A 17,956-nucleotide genomic window follows, 5' to 3' on the forward strand; every position below is an offset into this window, starting at 1 on the left:
TGTAGCCATGAGCCCGAGTTTGCCCAATTTCCTTCCCGCCGTCCCCGAGATGTTCGTGCTCGGTATGGCATGTCTCATCCTGGTCGTCGACTTGTTCCTTAAAGACGAGCAGCGTGACGCCACCTATCTGCTGACCCAGGCCACCCTGATCGGCGCGGCGGTACTGAGCATCTGGCTGACCGGCCGCGAAAGTGTGCTGACCTTCAGCGGCATGTTCGTCAGCGACACCCTGTCGATGGTCCTCAAGGTCGCGGTGTATGCGATCACCTTCCTGGTCTTCGTTTATTCCAGGCCCTATCTGAAGGACAAGGGTCTGTTCAAGGGTGAATATTTCGTGCTGGGCCTGTTCGGCGTGCTCGGCATGATGATCATGATTTCCGCCTACAGCTTCCTGACGCTGTACCTGGGGCTCGAATTGCTGTCCCTCGCGCTGTACGCCATGGTGGCCTTCAACCGCGATTCGGCGCGCTCCTCGGAGGCGGCGATGAAGTACTTCGTGCTTGGCGCCATTGCCAGCGGCATGCTGCTTTACGGCATGTCGATCCTGTACGGCGTCACCGGCACGCTTGATCTGCTCGCGGTCAACAACCACCTGCTGCAGCATGCAACCGCCGCCAATGTGCCGCTCGTTTTCGGGTTGTCGTTCATCGTGGTTGGTGTGGCCTTCAAACTGGGCGCCGTGCCGTTCCATATGTGGATGCCGGACGTGTACGAAGGTGCGCCGACTTCGGTCACCCTGTATATCGGGTCCGCGCCCAAGATCGCCGCCTTTGCCATGGCCATACGGTTGCTGGTCGACGGTTTGGGAACGCTGGTTCACGACTGGCAGCAAATGCTGATCATCCTTTCCGTGCTGTCCATGGTCATCGGTAATCTGGTCGCCATCGCGCAGACCAATATCAAGCGCATGCTGGCCTATTCCACCATTTCGCACGTCGGCTTCATCCTGCTCGGCGTGCTGTCCGGTCTGAGCAGCGGTTACGCGGCGGCCATGTTCTACACCCTGATCTACGCGATCATGACCACCGGCGCCTTCGGCGTCCTGCTGCTGATGAGCCGCCAGGGCTTCGAGGCCGAAAAGCTGAGCGACCTCAAGGGCCTGAACGACCGCAATCCATGGTACGCGTTCATCATGCTGCTGCTGATGTTCTCGATGGCGGGCGTTCCGCCCACCGTGGGCTTCTATGCCAAGCTGGTGGCGATCCAGGCGGTCCTGCAGATCAATATGGTCTGGCTTGCGCTGGTGGCGGTGGTTTTCTCCATCGTCGGCGCCTTCTACTATCTGCGGGTGGTCAAGTTCATGTACTTCGACAAGCCCGAGAGCGAGGAGCCGCTGGCGGCAGGTGTCGATGTGAATATCCTGCTGGGCGCCAATGGTCTGTTGATGCTCGGACTGGGGATATTTCCCGGCTTCCTGATGTCTATTTGCGCATCCGCATTCACCGGCTGAGACACGTGACCGAAACCGCCGTTATCTGGATTTACCTCGCGATCGCGCTCGTGGCGGCCAGTCTGCCCTGGCTGAGCGAGCGTATCTTTTTCGTCTTCAAACCCCGTAACCCGAAGTCTCCCTGGCTGCGCCTGCTGGAATGGCTGGTCCTGTACTTCGTCATCGGCGGGCTTGGGCTGGGCCTGGAGCAGCGTTACACCGGTGAGATCTACCACAAAGGGTGGGTGTTTTACGTGGTCACGGCCTCGCTGTTCGTCGTCTTCGCGCTGCCCGGGTTTATCTATCGCTACGATTTGAGCCACCACCTCAAGCATCGCCAGCCGCGTACCGGTGGTTGAGGCGGTTTGAGAAGTTCCGCTAGCAATCAACGCTAAGTGATTGCCGCATCTTCTTGAATTTATCCGAGCGTATCCGTACAATGCACAGCCTCGATTGCGGGGTGGAGCAGTCTGGCAGCTCGTCGGGCTCATAACCCGAAGGTCGCAGGTTCAAATCCTGCCCCCGCTACCAAGAATTAAAACGGCCCCTTCATGGGGCCTTTTTATTAGCTGGCGGCCGTAGGCCGCTTTTTAACTTATTGATTTAGAAGACAACCCGCCGGTGGCGGACGGGATCGTGCCGGAAACAGACAGATTAGAGGCGCTCATCGAACCCGTGGTGGAACACCTCGGGTATGAGCTGTGGGGTATCGAATACCGGGCAGGCGCCGGTGAGGGCCTGCTGCGGGTGTTTATCGACTCGCCCGACGGTATCACGCTCGATGACTGCACCCTGATCAGCGAGCATCTCAGCGGTTTGCTGGATGTGGAAGAGCCGATCCGTGGCGCTTACACGCTGGAAGTCTCCTCGCCGGGGCTGGACCGGCAGCTGTTCAGGCCGGCGCATTACGAGCGATTCGCGGGTGCGCTGGTGAAGCTCAGGCTGCTCAGAGCTCACGGCGGGCGCAGGAACTTCAAGGGTCGCCTGCTCGGTCTTACCGGTGAACAGGTGGCCCTTGAAATTGATGGACAAACGTATGAGGTCCCTTTGAGCGAAGTGGAAAGCGCGCGGCTGATACCGGAGCTCTAAGGCATTCGTTGCGGAGAATCTGGACATGAACAAAGAAATCCTGTTGGTCGTCGATGCCGTCTCCAACGAAAAGGGTGTAGACAAAAGCATCATTTTCGAGGCGCTCGAAGCGGCGCTTGCTTCCGCCACGCGTAAAAAGCACGGTGGAGATGTCGACGTGCGCGTCGCGATCGACCGCACCAGCGGCGATTACGACACCTTCCGCCGTTGGCAGGTCGTGGACGACGAAGATCCCGATTTCGAAAGCACGCAGCGGCAGATCCTGTACAGCTATGCGGCGAAGGATCATCCCGATATCCAGATCGGCGACTATATCGAGGAACCGATCGAGTCCGTGGACTTCGGCCGCATTGCCGCGCAAACCGCGAAGCAGGTCATCGTGCAAAAGGTGCGCGAGGCGGAACGTGCGCAGATCGTCGACGCCTATCAGGATCGCGTCGGCGAGCTGATCATGGGCTCCGTCAAGCGTGTCGAGCGCAGCGGAATTTATCTCGACCTGGGCGCCAATGCGGAGGCGTTCATCCCGCGCGAGCAGATGATCCCGCGTGAATCCGTGCGTAACGGCGACAGACTGCGCGGCTTCCTCTACGAGGTGCGTTCCGAACCGCGCGGCCCGCAGCTGTTCGTCAGCCGCACCGCGCCGGAATTCCTGATCGAGCTGTTCAAGCTTGAGGTGCCCGAAGTGGGGCAGGGCGTGATCGATATTCTCGGCGCGGCCCGCGATTCCGGCATGCGCGCCAAGATCGCCGTGCGTTCGAACGACCCGCGCCTCGACCCCGTGGGCGCCTGCGTTGGCATGCGCGGTTCGCGTGTACAGACGGTCTCCAACGAACTCGCCGGCGAGCGGGTGGATATCATCCTGTGGGACGACAATCCGGCCCAGTTCGTCATCAACGCGATGTCGCCCGCCGATGTGCAGTCCATCGTCATCGACGAGGATTCGCACAGCATGGATATCGCCGTCGAGGATGAAAAGCTGGCACAGGCCATTGGCCGCGGCGGCCAGAACGTCAAGCTGGCCAGCGAACTCACCGGCTGGGATCTCAACGTCATGAGCATCGAGCAGGCGGAAGAGAAAAGCGAAGCCGAGGCCAAGGACATCCAGCAGCAGTTCATGGAACAGCTGGACGTCGACGAAGAGGTCGCCATCATTCTGCAGCAGGAAGGTTTTTCCTCGGTCGAGGAAATCGCCTATGTGCCGACCTCCGAGCTGCTGCAGATCGAGGAATTCGACGAGGACATCGTCGAGGAGCTGCGTCAGCGTGCACGCGATGCCTTGCTGACCAAGGCGATTGCGAGCGAAGAAGCGCTGGGCGAGCAGCAGCCGGCTCAGGATTTGCTCGATCTCGAGGGCATGACGGAAGAGCTTGCCTATGCCTTGGCAGAGCGCGGCGTATGCACGCAGGAAGATCTTGCCGAGCTTGCAGTGGATGACCTGCTCGAGCTTGAAGGCATGGACGAGGAAAGAGCCGCGGCCCTGATCATGGTTGCCCGTGCCCCCTGGTTTGAGGGCGAAGCACAGAATGAATAAACCGACGGAGGACAGCCAAGATGTCTAAGGTCACTGTCAGACAACTTGCGGACGTCGTCGGCACACCAGTCGACCGCCTGCTTGAGCAGCTGAAAGAGGCTGGTCTCGCGATCAATGATCCCGACGCGAGCGTCAGTGAAGAGGAGAAGATGCAACTGCTGGAGCATCTTCGTCAAGCGCATGGCAAAGCCGCTGGCGAGGGGCGCAAGATCACGCTGCGCCGCAAAACGACTTCGGAAATCAAGGTTTCCGGAAACCAGGGGCGTGCAAAAACCGTCAACGTCGAGGTGCGCCGCAAGCGTACTTACGTCAAACGTCCCTCGGAAGCCGAACAGCAGCCGGAGGTCGAAGCAACGCCACCCCCGGCGGCGCCCGAGGCACCCGAAATGCCGGCCGCCGAGAAGGCGCCGGAACCTAAGGCCGAGCCGGTAGCGAAGGAAGAACCGGTTGCCGTCGAGCCGGCTCCCGAGCCCGAGGCTGCGCCAGAACCGGCCCCCGAGCCGAAGCCCGCTGCGCGTAAGAGCAAGACCGCGCAGATGGCCGAAATGCTCGAAAAGGAGCGCAAGGCGCGCGAAGAGGCACAGCGCAAGGCCGAAGAGGAGCGCAAGGCCGCTGCCGAAGAGGCGCAGCGCAAGGCCGAGGCCGAAAAGGCCCGTCGCGAGGCCGAAGCCGAGAAGGCGCGTGTCGAGAAGGCCGCCGCTGCCGAACCCGCAGCGGCCAAGGAAAAGGCCGGTGGACGGGGCAAATCCCGCAAGACGCGCGAACGCGGTGAGCCTACCCTTTACGGTCGCGAGGAACTGCACGTGGCCACGGACAAGAGCGGGCGTCGGCGCAAAAAGCCGAAGCGCGCCGTGACGCCGGCGGCCGTTGCGGTCGGCAAGCACGGTTTCGAGCGCCCGACCGCGCCCGTGGTACAGGAGGTCGAGATCCCCGAGGCCATCTCCGTGGGCGATCTGGCCAAGCGCATGGCGGTCAAGGCCGGCGAAGTGCTCAAGGCCCTGATGGGCATGGGCGTGATGGCCAACATCAACCAGACCCTGGATCAGGACACCGCGACGCTGGTGGTCGAGGAGATGGGGCATATTGCCAAGGCGGCGCAGGCGACGGATGTCGAGGCCGACCTGATCACCGTAACGGAAGAAGAGACACGCCCCGAGTCCGCGCGTCCCCCCGTGGTCACCATCATGGGGCACGTCGATCACGGCAAGACCTCGCTGCTCGACTACATTCGCCGCGCCAAGGTGGTGGAAGGCGAGGCCGGCGGCATTACCCAGCATATCGGCGCCTATCACGTCGAAACCGACAAGGGCGGGATCACCTTCCTGGATACGCCGGGCCACGCCGCCTTTACGGCGATGCGCGCCCGCGGCGCCAAGGTGACCGACGTGGTCATTCTTGTCGTGGCCGCCGACGATGGCGTCATGCCGCAGACCCTGGAGGCCATCCAGCACGCCAAGGCGGCCGGCGTGCCGATCGTGGTGGCGGTCAACAAGATCGACAAGCCGGAGGCCGATCCGGAACGCGTGATGACCGAGCTTTCCAAGCACGAGGTCATCCCCGAAGGCTGGGGCGGCGACACCATGTTCGTGAACGTCTCCGCCAAGACCGGCCAGGGTGTCGACGATCTGCTCGATGCGGTGCTGCTGCAGTCCGAGGTGCTGGAGCTGAAGGCGCCTGATACCGGTCCGGCCAGCGGCGTGGTCGTCGAATCCTCACTGGACAAGGGACGCGGTCCCGTGGCCACCGTGCTGATACAGCGCGGCGTCCTCAATCAGGGCGACATGCTGCTCACCGGCGAGGAATTCGGTCGCGTGCGCGCCATGTTCGACGAGAACGGCAACCAAGTGAAAAAGGCCGGGCCTTCCACCCCGGTGCTGGTGCTGGGCCTGTCCGGCACGCCGAATGCCGGTGACGACGTCATGGTGGTCGAGAACGAGCGCAAGGCGCGTGAAGTCGCCGATTTCCGTCGCGCCAAGTCGCGCGAGCAGAAGCTCGCTTCGCAACAGGCCGCCAAGCTCGAGAACCTGTTCAACCAGATGCAGGAAGGCGAGAAGCAGACCGTCAACCTGCTGATCAAGGCGGACGTGCAGGGCAGTGCCGAAGCGTTGCGCGACTCGTTGACCAAGCTGAGCACCGACGAGGTCGAGGTGAAGATCGTGTCCCTCGGGGTCGGTGGTATCGCCGAATCCGACGTCAACCTGGCGGTGGCCTCGCAGGCCTTCATCATCGGCTTCAACGTGCGTGCCGACGGCGCCGCACGCCGCCTCGCGGAGGAGCACGGTGTCGACATCCGCTATTACAGCGTGATCTACGATGTCATCGATGACGTCAAACAGGCGCTCAGCGGCCTGCTTTCGCCGGAGTTGCGCGAAGAGATCATCGGCGTCGCCGAGGTCAAGGACGTGTTCAAGGCCTCCGGGTTCGGTGCGGTCGCGGGCTGTCTGGTGGTCGAGGGTTCGGTACGCCGCGGCAATCCCATCCGTGTACTGCGCGACAACGTGGTCATCTACGAGGGCGAGCTGGAATCGCTGCGTCGCCACAAGGACGACGTGAACGAGGTCCGCACCGGCACCGAATGCGGTATCGCGGTGAAGAACTACAACGATGTCCGTCCCGGTGATCAGATCGAGGTCTACGAGCGCATCGAAGTCGCCCGTACCCTCTGATTCACGGCGCTGAATGAGCCAGGAATATTCGCGCACCCTGCGTATCGGCGAGCAGATCCACCGTGATCTGGCCCAGCTGCTGCGCGAGGAGGTCAAGGACCCCCGGGTCGGCATGGTGACCATCACCGAGGTCGAGGTGTCGCGCGATCTTTCGCACGCCAAGGTGTTCTTCACACTGCTGGGTAACGGCGACGTCAAGGAGACCGGCAAGGCGCTGAATCACGCCGCCGGTTTCCTGCGCCGCCTGCTCGGGCGGCAGCTGCACCTGCGGGTGATTCCCGAGCTGCGGTTCATCTACGACGATACCGGAGAAAAGGGCGCGCGCATCGACGCACTGCTGGCCAAACTTCATCGGCAGGACACCGGGCACGACGATCCGGACGACTGATCCCCTTCAACCGGAAACCGAATCGCAAACCAGTATGCGTCGTTCCTCAGCCAAGGGTCGGGACGTCCACGGGGTGTTGTTGCTCGACAAACCCAGGGGGCTTTCCTCCAACCAGGCCCTGCAACGCGTCAAACGCCTGTTCAACGCCCGCAAGGCCGGTCACACCGGCAGCCTGGACCCGCTGGCCACCGGCCTGTTGCCGATTTGTCTGGGTGAGGCCACCAAGCTCTCCTCCTACCTGCTGGATGCCGACAAGCATTATCAGGCCGAGGCCCAGCTCGGCGTGGTGACGGATACCGGCGATGCCGAAGGGGAGGTGATCGAGCGCCATGCCGTGCCCGCCCTGGACGAGGCTTGCATCGAGGCCGCGTTGGCCGGGTTTCGCGGCGAGATCGAGCAAATCCCCCCCATGCACTCGGCCATCAAGCATCAGGGACGGCGCCTGTACGAGCTGGCCCGCAAAGGCGAGGTGGTCGAGCGTCAGCCCCGCCGGGTGACCATTCTCGCCCTGGAACTGCTGTCGCGCACGGACGACCGCCTGATGCTCGACGTGCGCTGCAGCAAGGGCACCTACATCCGTACCCTGGTCGAGGACCTCGGCCGCGCCCTGGGCTGCGGCGCCCATGTCTCACTGCTGCGCCGTGTCGGCGTCGCGCCTTATGACGCGCCGCGCATGTACACCCTGGCGGAACTGGCCGATCTCGCCGAGGCCGGCGAACTGGACTCCGCATTGATCCCCATGCAGTCGGCGCTGGCCCATTGGCCGAGCCTGCGCCTGGATCAGGCGCTGGAGACCGAGCTGCGGCAGGGGCGGCGCATCCGCAACCCGGATGCCCCCGAGGCGGGGCTGCTCTGCCTGCTCGGCCCGGGTGAGCGCTTTCTGGGCATCGGTCGCGCCCTGGGCGGCGGCTGGGTGGCACCCCAGCGTCTGATGTCTCATCGCGTATGAGGCAGATTTTCTTACCAAAATTGCCACTTCCGTGCTAGAATTCGGCCCTTTTTCAGGAACCCGTATTTGGAGTATTGAGAGCATGTCTCTGAACGCCGAACAAAAAACCGATATCGTGAAGAAATACCAGCGCGCTGCTGGTGACACCGGATCCCCCGAGGTGCAGGTGGCCCTGCTGTCTGCTCGCATCGAGCACCTGACCAGCCACTTCGCGTCCCACAAGAAGGATCACCATTCCCGCCGTGGCCTGCTGAAGATGGTTAACCAGCGCCGCAAGCTGCTGGACTACCTCAAGAAGAAGGACGTCAGCCGTTATCAGGAACTGATCGGTTCCCTGGGTCTGCGTCGATAAATCCAAAGAGGTAAGGTTGAGCAACGTGACAGCTATCAAAAAGTCTTTCCAATACGGTTCCCATACGCTGACCCTGGAGACTGGCGAGATCGCCCGTCAGGCCACCGGTTCGGTCATGGTCAACATGAGCGACACCGTGGTCCTGGTGACGGCGGTGGCGAAGAAAGAGGCCGATCCGGGCCGTGATTTCTTCCCCCTCACGGTCAATTATCAGGAACGCACTTATGCCGCCGGTAAAATTCCCGGCGGTTTTTTTAAGCGCGAAGGGCGTCCCAGCGAAAAAGAGACGCTGACCTGCCGCCTGATCGACCGGCCGCTGCGCCCCCTGTTCCCCAAGGGCTTCACCAACGAGGTGCAGGTGATCGCCACGGTCATGTCGGTCAACCCGGAAGTCGATCCCGACATCCCGGCCATGATCGGCGCCTCCGCCGCACTGGCCATCACGGGCTCCCCCTTCATGGGCCCGATCGGCGCCGCCCGCGTCGGTTACCGGGATGGTGAATATCTGCTCAACCCCTCCAAGCAGGAACTGGCCGATTCCCAGCTCGATCTGGTCGTCGCCGGCACCGAAAAGGCCGTGCTGATGGTGGAATCGGAGGCGCAGGAGCTTTCCGAAGAGGTCATGCTCGGCGCGGTCATGTACGGCCACGAACAGATGCAGACCGTCATCAAGGTCATCAACGAGCTGGCGACCGAGGTGGGCAACCCCTCCTGGGGCTGGACGCCGGCACCTGCCGACGAATCCCTTGTTGCGGCCGTCGCCGGTGCCTGCGAGGCCGATCTGACCACCGCCTATCAGATTGCCGACAAGGTGCAGCGCCAGGACCGCGTCGCCGAGCTGCGTCAGGCCGTGGTCGAGAAGCTGGCGGTGGAAGAGGGCGAAGGTCCCGATGCCGAGGCCGTCAAGGAAACCTTCGGCAAGCTCGAAAAGCGCATCGTGCGTGGCCGCGTACTGGCCGGCGAAAAGCGCATCGACGGCCGCGCCAACAACACGGTGCGCCCGATCAGCATTCGTACCAGCGTTCTGCCGCGCACCCACGGCTCCGCCGTGTTCACGCGCGGCGAGACCCAGGCCATCGTGGTCGCGACCCTGGGCACCACCCGTGACGCGCAGATCATCGATGCCATCGAAGGCGAGCGCAAAGAGCACTTCATGCTGCACTACAACTTCCCGCCCTACTGCGTCGGGGAGACGGGCATGGTCGGTTCGCCCAAGCGCCGTGAGATCGGCCATGGTCGTCTGGCCAAGCGCGGCGTGCAGGCCGTGATGCCGAAGGGGGACGACTTCCCCTACGTGATCCGCGTGGTTTCCGAGATCACCGAATCCAACGGTTCCAGCTCCATGGCCTCCGTCTGCGGCACCAGTCTGGCGTTGATGGATGCCGGTGTACCCCTCAAGGCGCCGGTGGCCGGTATCGCCATGGGCCTGATCAAGGACGGGGACCAGTTCGCCGTGCTGTCCGATATTCTCGGCGACGAGGATCACCTGGGCGACATGGACTTCAAGGTGGCCGGTACCCAGGACGGCGTGACCGCCCTGCAGATGGACATCAAGATCGACGGCATCACCCGCGAGATCATGGAAACGGCGCTGGCCCAGGCCCAGGAAGGCCGTATCCATATCCTGGGCAAGATGGCCGAGGCGATCAGCGCGCCGCGCGAGGAGATGTCGGCCTACGCACCGCGCTTCATCACCATGCGCATCAATCCGGAGAAAATCCGCGACGTGATCGGCAAGGGCGGCGCCACGATTCGTGCGCTGACCGAGGAGACCGGCACCACCATCGACATCGAGGACGACGGTACCGTCAAGATCGCCTCGGTCGACAGTGCGGCCGGCGAGGAGGCTCGCCGCCGGATCGAGGAGATCACCGCCGACGTCGAGGTCGACAAGATCTACGAAGGCCGGGTCGCCAAGATCATGGACTTCGGCGCCTTCGTCACCATCCTGCCCGGACGCGACGGCCTGGTGCACATCTCCCAGATCTCCGAAGAGCGCGTCGCCAGCGTCAGCGACAAGCTGTCCGAAGGCGATATCGTCAAGGTCAAGGTGCTGGAAATCGACAAGCAGGGGCGGATCCGCCTCAGCATGAAGGCGGTTCAGTAAGCGAACCTGACCTTCGAATGCGGAAAAGGCCCCTGCGGGGGCCTTTTTTGTGCCCGTTGCAGGCGCCGGCCGGCATCCAGTGCCCCGGCTTTTGCGTATAGGCTAGTGTGACGGACTGCCCGGGAGGTGCCGGGATCGGCAGTGTTGAGGTACATCATGCGGATTGCAGCCTCAAATTCTGTTATGTTCGCGAAAAAGAGGCGATGGCCTATGCCGCCCGCACGCGGGGGCGAAGCGGGCCCGGTCCGGGCCTCCGCTGGCCGAAGCAAGGGATCTTTCATGCAAGATGAACTCAGCGATCTGCTCGCACGTTGCGGCCAGGGCGACCGGCGCGCATTCGAGCGCCTTTACCGGCTCGCATCGCCGCGCCTGTATACCGTATGCCTGCGTCTGTTGCGCAATGAAAGCCTGGCTGCGGACGCCCTGCAGGAAGGGTTCGTCAAGGTATGGAGCCATGCCGCGAGTTACAACCCCGGCAAGGGCGCCCCGATGACCTGGATGTCCAGCATCCTGCGCAACCGTTGCCTGGATCTGCTGCGCAGCATGAAATCTGCGCCGGCGGAGGTCGACGTCGAGTTCGAGGACATGGCCTTCGAAAGCCAGGAGCCGGGTCCGCTGGATTCGGTCGCCAGCGGACGCGATCGGGCGGCCCTGATGCGCTGCCTGGAGGCGCTGTCCGAATCCCAGCGGCAGAGCATACTGCTCGCCTTTTACCATGGGCTTACCCATTCCGAACTGGCCGACAGGCTGCAGACGCCGCTGGGCACGATCAAGGCCTGGATACGCCGCGGTATGCAGAGCCTGCGGGAGTGTCTGGAATGAAGCGTTATCAGAAGCCCGAAGTTTACGAGGCGCTGGCCGCCGAGTACGTGCTGGGGACATTGACCGGCCCGGCCCGGCGGCGCTTTGTCCAGCTCATGGAGGAACGCGCCTATATCCGCCATGCCGTGGAGGTGCTCGAGCAGCGACTGCATCCCCTGGTGGAAGACCTGCCGCCGACCGAACCCCCGCCGCACGTATGGCATGCCGTGCAACGCGACCTGCCGGAGGTCCGAAAACCACCGGGCATCGGCTGGCTGGCCAGCCTGGGATTCTGGCGTACGGCCACCTTCGCCTCGCTGGCACTGGTGTTGGTGCTGGGCGGTGTCTGGCTGGTTCGACCGCCGGCGGGCGGGGCCACGCCGGCCTTTGTGGTGGTGTTGAACTCGCAGGACCACAAGCCGATGATCGTCGCGACCGCCGATCACAAAACCAACATGCTCACCGTGAAGATGATGCACAAACCGAAGATGCCCGAGGACGAGGACATGCAGCTCTGGTGCATCATGAAGAACACCAAAAAGGCGGTGTCCATGGCCGTGCTGTCCCGCGGCCAGGAAAGCAGGATTCATCTGACCCGTGCAGACTGGCAGGCCCTGGACCATACCGCCGAGCTTGCCGTCAGCATGGAACCGCGGGGCGGTTCGCCGACCGGGCAGCCGACCGGCAAGGTCATGTATCAGGGCACCGTGATCTCGATGCTTTGAGTCTTCCTCAACGGGGAATCCCCACGGCTGCGCCGGTTTTAGATATGCCGGTGCAGCCAGTCCAGGACGCTTTTTTCCACCCAGCCGTGCTGCTTCATGCGCAGCGGGTGGGCGACGAATCCCACATGTCCGCCGTAACGGGCGAGTTCCAGCTCTGTCGTGGCGGAGAGCTCCTCGGCGTTCGGTACACTATCCGGAAACATGAAAGGATCGTCCTCGGCGTGCAGGATCAGCGTCGGGCGGCTGATGTCTTTGAGATACTGCCGGCTGCTGGCATCGCCATAATAATGATGCACGTCCCGGTAACCGTGCAGGGGCGCGGTAATCGCATCGTCGAATTCCAGGAAGGTGTGCAGATTGCGCAGCCGGGAGGGCTGATGATCCCGGCCCATCAGGCCCAGCCGCTGTTTGCGCTGTATGGTTCGTTTGAGACGACCCACCAGGTGCCGTTGGTACAGCCTGGAAAAACCCTTTTTCATGCGCCGGGCACCCGCACTCAGGTCGAAGGGTACCGAGACGGCCACGGCCGTGGTCAACGGGTTTGCATCCCGCGTCTGGCCCAGCCATTTGAGCAGGGCGTTGCCGCCCAGGGAATAGCCGATCGCGGCGAGCGGCTTGCCGGGGTACCGCGAGCTGATCACCTCGACCACTTGCGCCAGATCGACGGTGTCGCCGGCGGTGTAGGCGCGGGGCAGCCGGTTGGGCTCGCCCGAACAGCCGCGGAAATGCATCAGCACCGCCGTATAGCCCGCTTCGATCAGGGCATGCATGATCGCGCTGGCATAGTGCGAGCGAATCGAGCCTTCCAGTCCGTGCAGTACCAGCACGAGCGGACCCTGACGCACGGGTCCCCAATCGAGGTCCAGGAAATCTCCGTCCGGCAGCTCAAGCCGCTCACGCTGCAGGGGCAGCTTCGGGCGGGGTTTGAACAGCACCGGCCAGAGTGTCTGCAGATGGGGGTTGCGGAACCAGCGCGGCGGCCGAAAGGTGCTTTCGCGAATCATGCCGGGTGCGGCGTCAGCAAGGGCAGTTCGTGGCGCCGGGCATTCGCGGCGAGGAAGGTGCCGCGTCCGCCGGCCTGTTCGTCCAGCAGTGCCTTGCACTCGGAGGGTTCCCCGAGAATCGTGGCGAACAGAACTTCCAATTCGCGACCGTCCACCTTCAGGGCACCATAGGGGGTGCCGTCTGTTCCCGGCAGCCAGAACAGGCGCGGCGCCCAGCCTTTGGCCTGGATTGCGTCGCGCCGGTACCAGTCGATCAGTTTTCGTTCGAGTGCATCCATGTCAGTCTTGGGGTACCTTGACCTTCGGCTGCAGCGCCTTGCCGCTGTCCTGATCGTAGAATTCAGGGCCGATTTCGTTTAGTGCCCCGAACAGCTCACGGAGTTTACGAAATTCGTCCGGTGTCAGGGCATTGAGAATCAGGCGCAATAGCTCATCGCGCGTCAATACGATTTCGATATCGTCGCGGCGATAGAGATAACCGGGCCGGCCGGAAAGCCGGCTGGCGGCAAGCGGTTCGCCGAGCTGCATCGGTTTGTGGCCACTGTAATCGCCGGCACAGGCGACCATGAGGGCCATCGGATCGGGATAATGCTGTAATGCCCCGTCGGCACCTTCGATTTCCACTGTGGTCGAAACGGCGTTCATGGAGTGATTGGCCATGGCTGGTTGTGCTTGCTCTATAGGAACAATTTTAGAATTTGCCGCCACCCGGTGCATCCGGCCGTGGCAGACCGGTGCGGGCGTAATAAAACAGGATAACGATCAATACATGAGGGGGGTGAAACGACATGCGTTTTGTTGCTTTTGAGGATCAGGGCAGGTCGACTATCGGCGTGCTGGACGGAGACGAGGTCATTCCGCTCAAGGCGGCCGACCCCGCCCTGCCTGACAACCTGGTCGATCTGCTGCACTCGGACGGTACGGCGTTCGAGTATATCGAACATGCGGTCAAACGCGCCGTGACCCTGCAGAGGCATCCCCTCGAATCGCTGACGTTTCGCCCGGTTAGCGAAAATGCCGGCAAGTACTTCTGCCTGGGGCTGAACTACGCCGCACACGCGGACGAGGGCGGCTTCGAAAAACCCGAATCGCCGACCGTGTTCGTGCGCAGCGCCAGTTCCCTGGTCGCCCACGAACAGCCGCTGCTGCTGCCCCAGTGCACCGAACAGCTCGATTACGAAGGCGAGCTGGCGCTGATCATCGGACGCGCCGCGCGTCGTGTCCCGCAGGCGCGGGCCCTGGACTATGTCGCCGGCTACAGCTGCTTCAACGATGCCTCGGCGCGCGATTACCAGTTCAAGACCACGCAATGGACGCTGGGCAAGAACTTCGATGCCACCGGCGGCTTCGGCCCGATGTTCGTCACCGCCGACGAGCTGCCGCCCGGCGGGGCCGGGTTGCGGTTGACCACGCGTCTGAACGGCCAGGTCATGCAGGATGCCGATACCGCCGACATGATCTTCGGGGTGGCCGAAACCGTGTCGGTGCTGTCGCAATGCTGCACCCTGTATCCGGGCGACGTGATCGTGATGGGTACGCCGGCCGGCGTGGGCTTCGCGCGCAAGCCGCCGGTGTGGCTGCAGGACGGTGACCAGGTGGAGGTCGAGATCGAAGGTATCGGTACTCTGCGTAACCCCGTCCGCAAGGACGAACGCGATCCCGCCTGACCACCGCGACGGTTCCGGTCAGGCATAAAAATACCCGCCCCGGCGGAGCCGGGGCGGGCATAGGGTGCGTGCTTACGCCTTGCCCTGCAGCTGCAGTACCACCTGTTCGTTCTCCAGGGTGGAGGTGTCGGAAGTGATTTCCTCGCCGCGGGCGATGGTGCGCAGCAGACGGCGCATGATCTTGCCGGAGCGTGTCTTGGGCAGGCCGTCGGCAAAGCGGATCTCGTCCGGTTTGGCGATGGGGCCGATTTCCTCCGCCACCCAGTCGCGCAGCTCGTCAACCATCTTGGTGGCGGCATCGCCGGTGGGACGTTCGCCCCTGAGGATAACGTAGGCGACGATGGCCTCGCCCTTGATGTCGTGCGGACGACCGACGACGGCGGCTTCCGCGACGGCATCATGCGCGACCAGGGCGGATTCGATCTCCATGGTGCCCAGGCGGTGGCCGGAGACGTTCAGTACGTCGTCGATGCGGCCCATGATCCAGAAATAGCCGTCGGCGTCGCGCCGGGCGCTGTCCCCGGCCAGGTAGTACTTGCCGTCGAACATCGGCCAGTAGGTCTTGCGATAACGCTCGTCGTCTCCCCACACGGTGCGCAGCATGGACGGCCAGGGCTTCTTGATGACCAGATAACCGCCTCTGTCGGGCTCGGTGATGGAATTGCCGTGCTCGTCGACCACGTCGGCGTCGATGCCGGGCAGGGGCATGGTGCAGGAGCCGGGTTTGAGGCTGGTCGCGCCGGGCAGGGGGGCGATCATGTGCGCACCGGTTTCGGTCTGCCACCAGGTGTCAACGATGGGGCAGCGCTCCTGACCGATCACCCGGTGGTACCACATCCAGGCCTCGGGATTGATCGGCTCGCCCACGGTGCCCAGCAACCGCAGCTTGGACAGATCGTAGGCATTGGGGAAATCGTCGCCCAACTTCATCAGGGCGCGGATCGCGGTCGGCGCGGTGTAGAACACGCTCACATCGTGATCCTGGGCGACCTTCCAGAAGCGGCCGCCGTCCGGTACCGTGGGCGCACCCTCGTACATCACCTGGGTGGCGCCGACAGCCAGCGGACCGTAAGTGATGTAGGTGTGACCGGTGATCCAGCCGACGTCGGCGGTGCACCAGAAGACATCCTTATCGTGCAGGTCGAAGACCCATTTGTTGGTGACGATGGCGTTCAGCAGGTAACCGGCGGTCGAATGCTGAATGCCCTTGGGCTTGCCGGTGGAGCCGGAGGTGTACAGCAGGAACAGCGGGTGCTCGGCCTCCACCCATTCAGGTTCGCATTCGGTGCTCTGCCCCTCGATGACGTCGTGCCACCACAGGTCGCGACCCTCGACCATGGGGATGTCCTCGCCGCTGCGGCGAAACACAATGGTTTTTTCGACCGTCGGACAGCCGTGCTCGAGCGCTTTGTCGACTGCGGCCTTGAGTTCGACCACCCGGCCGCCGCGATGACCGCCGTCGGCGGTGATGATCAGTTTGGCCCGGGCGTCGTTAGCCCGGTCGCGCAGGGCCTCGGCGGAGAAGCCGCCGAACACGACGGAATGGATGGCGCCGATACGGGCGCAGCCCTGCATGGCGACCACGGCCTCCGGCACCATGGGCATGTAGATGATGACCCGGTCGCCCTTTTCGATGCCCTGCGCCTTGAGGGCATTGGCGAACTGGCTGACCTCGGCATGCAGTTCGCGATAGGTGATGAGGCGGGTATCGCCCGGCTCGCCTTCGAAGCGGATGGCGACCTTGTCGCCGCGTTCGGCGAGATGGCGGTCCAGGCAGTTGTAGGAAACGTTGACCAGCCCGTCCGTGAACCAGGCGTAATGAGGGGCGTTACTCGAATCGAGGCCGACGGTGAAGGGCTTGTGCCAGTCGATCTCTTTTTTTGCCTGCTCGGTCCAGAAACCTTCGTAGTCCTCCTCGGCCTTGCGGTACAGCTCCACCAGGGTCGGGCCCTGGACGCGGGCCTGCTCGGCGAAGGACTCCGGCGGATCGAAGGTGCGGGTTTCGTGCAGGACGGATTCGATGTTTTCGCTCATGTCATCTCTCTCTTGCCTAGTGTTGATTTGATTGTGATGGCAGCGTCAGCTGGCGATGGCGGGTATGTCGTAGGGCAGGGTGCCGAGTTCGACGGCGGGCCCCTTCGTGCCGAGGCGCAGCGGTTCCCCGGTTTCGGCCGCGCTGATCAGCAATACGGCCAACCCCTCGTAGCCGCCGTCCGGATGTGCCTGGGCGTCGACGAGTTTGCCGACGGGCTCCCCCTGATCCTTGGCGTAGATTTCCTCTCCCGGCGCGGGGCGTGTCTCCGCGCCGATATGCACGCGGTACATACGGCGTTTGTTCTTGCCGAGGTATTGCATGCGTGCCACGATTTCCTGGCCGGGATAACAGCCCTTCTTGAAGCTCACCCCACCGATCAGTTCCAGATTCGCCATTTGCGGGACGAAGGCCTCGCTGGTCTGGGGGTGAACGGTCGGGACGCCGGCCAGGATGTCCAGCAGTGCCCATGAAGAGGCACCCACCGGAGCCCCGTGTACGTTGAGCGCATCCCACAGGCGCGTCATGGCCTCGAGCTGGCCGTAGACCTCGAAGCGGGGGTGCGGCCCGTTGATCCGGATAACCGTATAGGTTTTGCCGCTGACGACCTCGTCGACCGTCCGGGGCAGCGTACCGACCACCGCGGACAGCTCCGTCTCGGCGTCGGGCCCGGAAACACCGATGCGCACCAGCGCATCGCTGGCGTCCTCCAGCGTGACCTTGCTCATCAGCACATACATGCGCAGCCGCTTGAGCGTGGTTTCGAGCGTCTCGCGCGGCAGCCTCAGATAATAGGTCCCGTCCAGCATGAACAGGCGGAACAGGGCGAGCATGCGCCCCTTGGGGCTGCAATAGCTGCTCAACTGGCTGTGCGTATCGCCCACCTGATGGACATCGTTGCTGAATTGACCCTGGAGAAACGCCTGGGCCTCGTCGCCGTATGCGGCGATCAGTCCGTGATGGCTCAGATCGCAGATGACGGTACCGGTCGTGGTGACGCGCTTTTCGCGCTCCGGGTTGCCGAAATTCGCGACGTGGTCATCCTCGAATTCCGCGCCCGCATCTGCCAGGAAGGTTTTCCATTCCGGTTTCATTGAGTTAAGGCCATGGTTTCTTACAATCAGCTATGTTAGTTCATCATACCGACTGGAGTAAGGGCCAAACCATGACAGCCGGGCACTGTCCAAGCAAACGACTGTCATGTTATAGTGTTTAA

17 protein-coding genes and 1 tRNA gene are annotated in these 17,956 nt (G+C 63.0%); 13 read left to right on the forward strand and 5 right to left on the reverse strand.

Annotation, left to right across the window (positions count from 1 at the left end):
- The first annotated feature begins 7 nt into the window (after positions 1-7).
- The 12 genes from nuoN to P8Y64_04000 all read left to right on the forward strand — a co-directional run bounded on the left by nuoN (position 8) and on the right by P8Y64_04000 (position 12,037).
- Positions 8-1,450 carry an NADH-quinone oxidoreductase subunit NuoN gene (gene nuoN, locus P8Y64_03945; protein MEJ2059624.1) on the forward strand — a complete coding sequence of 481 codons (1,443 nt, stop codon included), beginning with the start codon at positions 8-10 and terminating at the stop codon, positions 1,448-1,450.
- A 5-nt stretch (positions 1,451-1,455) separates the two neighbouring features.
- Entirely contained in the window at positions 1,456-1,788 is a 333-nt protein-coding gene (locus tag P8Y64_03950) for a DUF2818 family protein (GenBank protein MEJ2059625.1), read from the forward strand.
- Positions 1,789-1,883: 95 nt separating this feature from the next.
- Positions 1,884-1,960: transfer RNA gene (locus tag P8Y64_03955), tRNA-Met, on the forward strand.
- A 105-nt stretch (positions 1,961-2,065) separates the two neighbouring features.
- Positions 2,066-2,518, forward strand: a complete 453-nt coding sequence (gene rimP / locus P8Y64_03960) for a ribosome maturation factor RimP (GenBank protein ID MEJ2059626.1) — start codon at positions 2,066-2,068, stop codon at positions 2,516-2,518.
- A 25-nt stretch (positions 2,519-2,543) separates the two neighbouring features.
- Positions 2,544-4,049, forward strand: a complete 1,506-nt coding sequence (gene nusA / locus P8Y64_03965; protein MEJ2059627.1) for a transcription termination factor NusA — start codon at positions 2,544-2,546, stop codon at positions 4,047-4,049.
- A 20-nt stretch (positions 4,050-4,069) separates the two neighbouring features.
- Positions 4,070-6,715: a translation initiation factor IF-2 gene (gene infB, locus P8Y64_03970; GenBank protein MEJ2059628.1), complete on the forward strand. Its 2,646-nt coding sequence runs from the start codon at positions 4,070-4,072 to the stop codon at positions 6,713-6,715.
- A gap of 13 nt (positions 6,716-6,728) precedes the next feature.
- On the forward strand, positions 6,729-7,103 hold the full coding sequence (gene rbfA, locus P8Y64_03975; protein ID MEJ2059629.1) for a 30S ribosome-binding factor RbfA: 375 nt from the start codon (positions 6,729-6,731) through the stop codon (positions 7,101-7,103).
- Between the two features lie 34 nt (positions 7,104-7,137).
- Complete coding sequence (truB, locus tag P8Y64_03980) at positions 7,138-8,052, forward strand: tRNA pseudouridine(55) synthase TruB (protein ID MEJ2059630.1); 915 nt, start codon at positions 7,138-7,140, stop codon at positions 8,050-8,052.
- A gap of 82 nt (positions 8,053-8,134) precedes the next feature.
- Positions 8,135-8,404, forward strand: a complete 270-nt coding sequence (gene rpsO / locus P8Y64_03985; protein MEJ2059631.1) for a 30S ribosomal protein S15 — start codon at positions 8,135-8,137, stop codon at positions 8,402-8,404.
- Between the two features lie 25 nt (positions 8,405-8,429).
- Positions 8,430-10,511: a polyribonucleotide nucleotidyltransferase gene (gene pnp / locus P8Y64_03990; protein ID MEJ2059632.1), complete on the forward strand. Its 2,082-nt coding sequence runs from the start codon at positions 8,430-8,432 to the stop codon at positions 10,509-10,511.
- Positions 10,512-10,790: 279 nt separating this feature from the next.
- Complete coding sequence (locus P8Y64_03995; protein ID MEJ2059633.1) at positions 10,791-11,333, forward strand: sigma-70 family RNA polymerase sigma factor; 543 nt, start codon at positions 10,791-10,793, stop codon at positions 11,331-11,333.
- Positions 11,330-12,037, forward strand: a complete 708-nt coding sequence (locus P8Y64_04000) for an anti-sigma factor (protein ID MEJ2059634.1) — start codon at positions 11,330-11,332, stop codon at positions 12,035-12,037. Before P8Y64_03995 ends, P8Y64_04000 begins: the two co-directional genes overlap by 4 nt.
- A gap of 38 nt (positions 12,038-12,075) precedes the next feature.
- On the opposite strand, the gene P8Y64_04005 is transcribed toward P8Y64_04000, so the two are convergent.
- From P8Y64_04005 to P8Y64_04015, 3 genes are read right to left on the reverse strand one after another with little or no spacing between them, the layout of a single operon-like run.
- Positions 12,076-13,041, reverse strand: coding sequence for a hydrolase (locus tag P8Y64_04005; GenBank protein ID MEJ2059635.1), 966 nt, complete (start codon positions 13,039-13,041; stop codon positions 12,076-12,078).
- The gene (locus P8Y64_04010; GenBank protein MEJ2059636.1) at positions 13,038-13,319 is read right to left on the reverse strand and encodes a hypothetical protein; all 282 of its coding nucleotides are present in this window, start codon (positions 13,317-13,319) and stop codon (positions 13,038-13,040) included. Before P8Y64_04010 ends, P8Y64_04005 begins: the two co-directional genes overlap by 4 nt.
- A 1-nt stretch (position 13,320) precedes the next feature.
- Entirely contained in the window at positions 13,321-13,749 is a 429-nt protein-coding gene (locus tag P8Y64_04015) for a hypothetical protein (protein ID MEJ2059637.1), read from the reverse strand.
- 80 nt (positions 13,750-13,829) lie between these two features.
- On the opposite strand from P8Y64_04015, the gene P8Y64_04020 reads away from it, so the two are divergent.
- Positions 13,830-14,708, forward strand: coding sequence for a fumarylacetoacetate hydrolase family protein (locus P8Y64_04020; GenBank protein ID MEJ2059638.1), 879 nt, complete (start codon positions 13,830-13,832; stop codon positions 14,706-14,708).
- A gap of 72 nt (positions 14,709-14,780) precedes the next feature.
- Here P8Y64_04020 and acs read toward each other — a convergent pair whose 3' ends face one another.
- Together acs and P8Y64_04030 are read right to left on the reverse strand one after the other, a co-directional pair.
- Complete coding sequence (gene acs / locus P8Y64_04025; GenBank protein ID MEJ2059639.1) at positions 14,781-16,742, reverse strand: acetate--CoA ligase; 1,962 nt, start codon at positions 16,740-16,742, stop codon at positions 14,781-14,783.
- A gap of 45 nt (positions 16,743-16,787) precedes the next feature.
- Positions 16,788-17,834, reverse strand: coding sequence for a folate-binding protein YgfZ (locus tag P8Y64_04030; GenBank protein MEJ2059640.1), 1,047 nt, complete (start codon positions 17,832-17,834; stop codon positions 16,788-16,790).
- Between the last annotated feature and the right edge of the window lie 122 nt (positions 17,835-17,956).

Source organism: Gammaproteobacteria bacterium (assembly GCA_037388465.1).
Lineage (GTDB): Bacteria > Pseudomonadota > Gammaproteobacteria > SpSt-1174 > SpSt-1174 > JARRKE01.

Bases quoted from the DNA above. Each gene is read 5' to 3' on its own strand.
- rpsO (MEJ2059631.1), top strand. From the start codon at position 8,135: ATGTCTCTGAACGCCGAACAAAAAACCGATATCGTGAAGAAATACCAG.
- truB (MEJ2059630.1), top strand. From the start codon at position 7,138: ATGCGTCGTTCCTCAGCCAAGGGTCGGGACGTCCACGGGGTGTTGTTG.
- P8Y64_04000 (MEJ2059634.1), top strand. From the start codon at position 11,330: ATGAAGCGTTATCAGAAGCCCGAAGTTTACGAGGCGCTGGCCGCCGAG.
- rbfA (MEJ2059629.1), top strand. From the start codon at position 6,729: ATGAGCCAGGAATATTCGCGCACCCTGCGTATCGGCGAGCAGATCCAC.
- infB (MEJ2059628.1), top strand. From the start codon at position 4,070: ATGTCTAAGGTCACTGTCAGACAACTTGCGGACGTCGTCGGCACACCA.
- P8Y64_03995 (MEJ2059633.1), top strand. From the start codon at position 10,791: ATGCAAGATGAACTCAGCGATCTGCTCGCACGTTGCGGCCAGGGCGAC.
- acs (MEJ2059639.1), bottom strand. From the start codon at position 16,742: ATGAGCGAAAACATCGAATCCGTCCTGCACGAAACCCGCACCTTCGAT.
- P8Y64_04005 (MEJ2059635.1), bottom strand. From the start codon at position 13,041: ATGATTCGCGAAAGCACCTTTCGGCCGCCGCGCTGGTTCCGCAACCCC.
- P8Y64_04010 (MEJ2059636.1), bottom strand. From the start codon at position 13,319: ATGGATGCACTCGAACGAAAACTGATCGACTGGTACCGGCGCGACGCA.
- P8Y64_04030 (MEJ2059640.1), bottom strand. From the start codon at position 17,834: ATGAAACCGGAATGGAAAACCTTCCTGGCAGATGCGGGCGCGGAATTC.
- nuoN (MEJ2059624.1), top strand. From the start codon at position 8: ATGAGCCCGAGTTTGCCCAATTTCCTTCCCGCCGTCCCCGAGATGTTC.
- P8Y64_04020 (MEJ2059638.1), top strand. From the start codon at position 13,830: ATGCGTTTTGTTGCTTTTGAGGATCAGGGCAGGTCGACTATCGGCGTG.
- nusA (MEJ2059627.1), top strand. From the start codon at position 2,544: ATGAACAAAGAAATCCTGTTGGTCGTCGATGCCGTCTCCAACGAAAAG.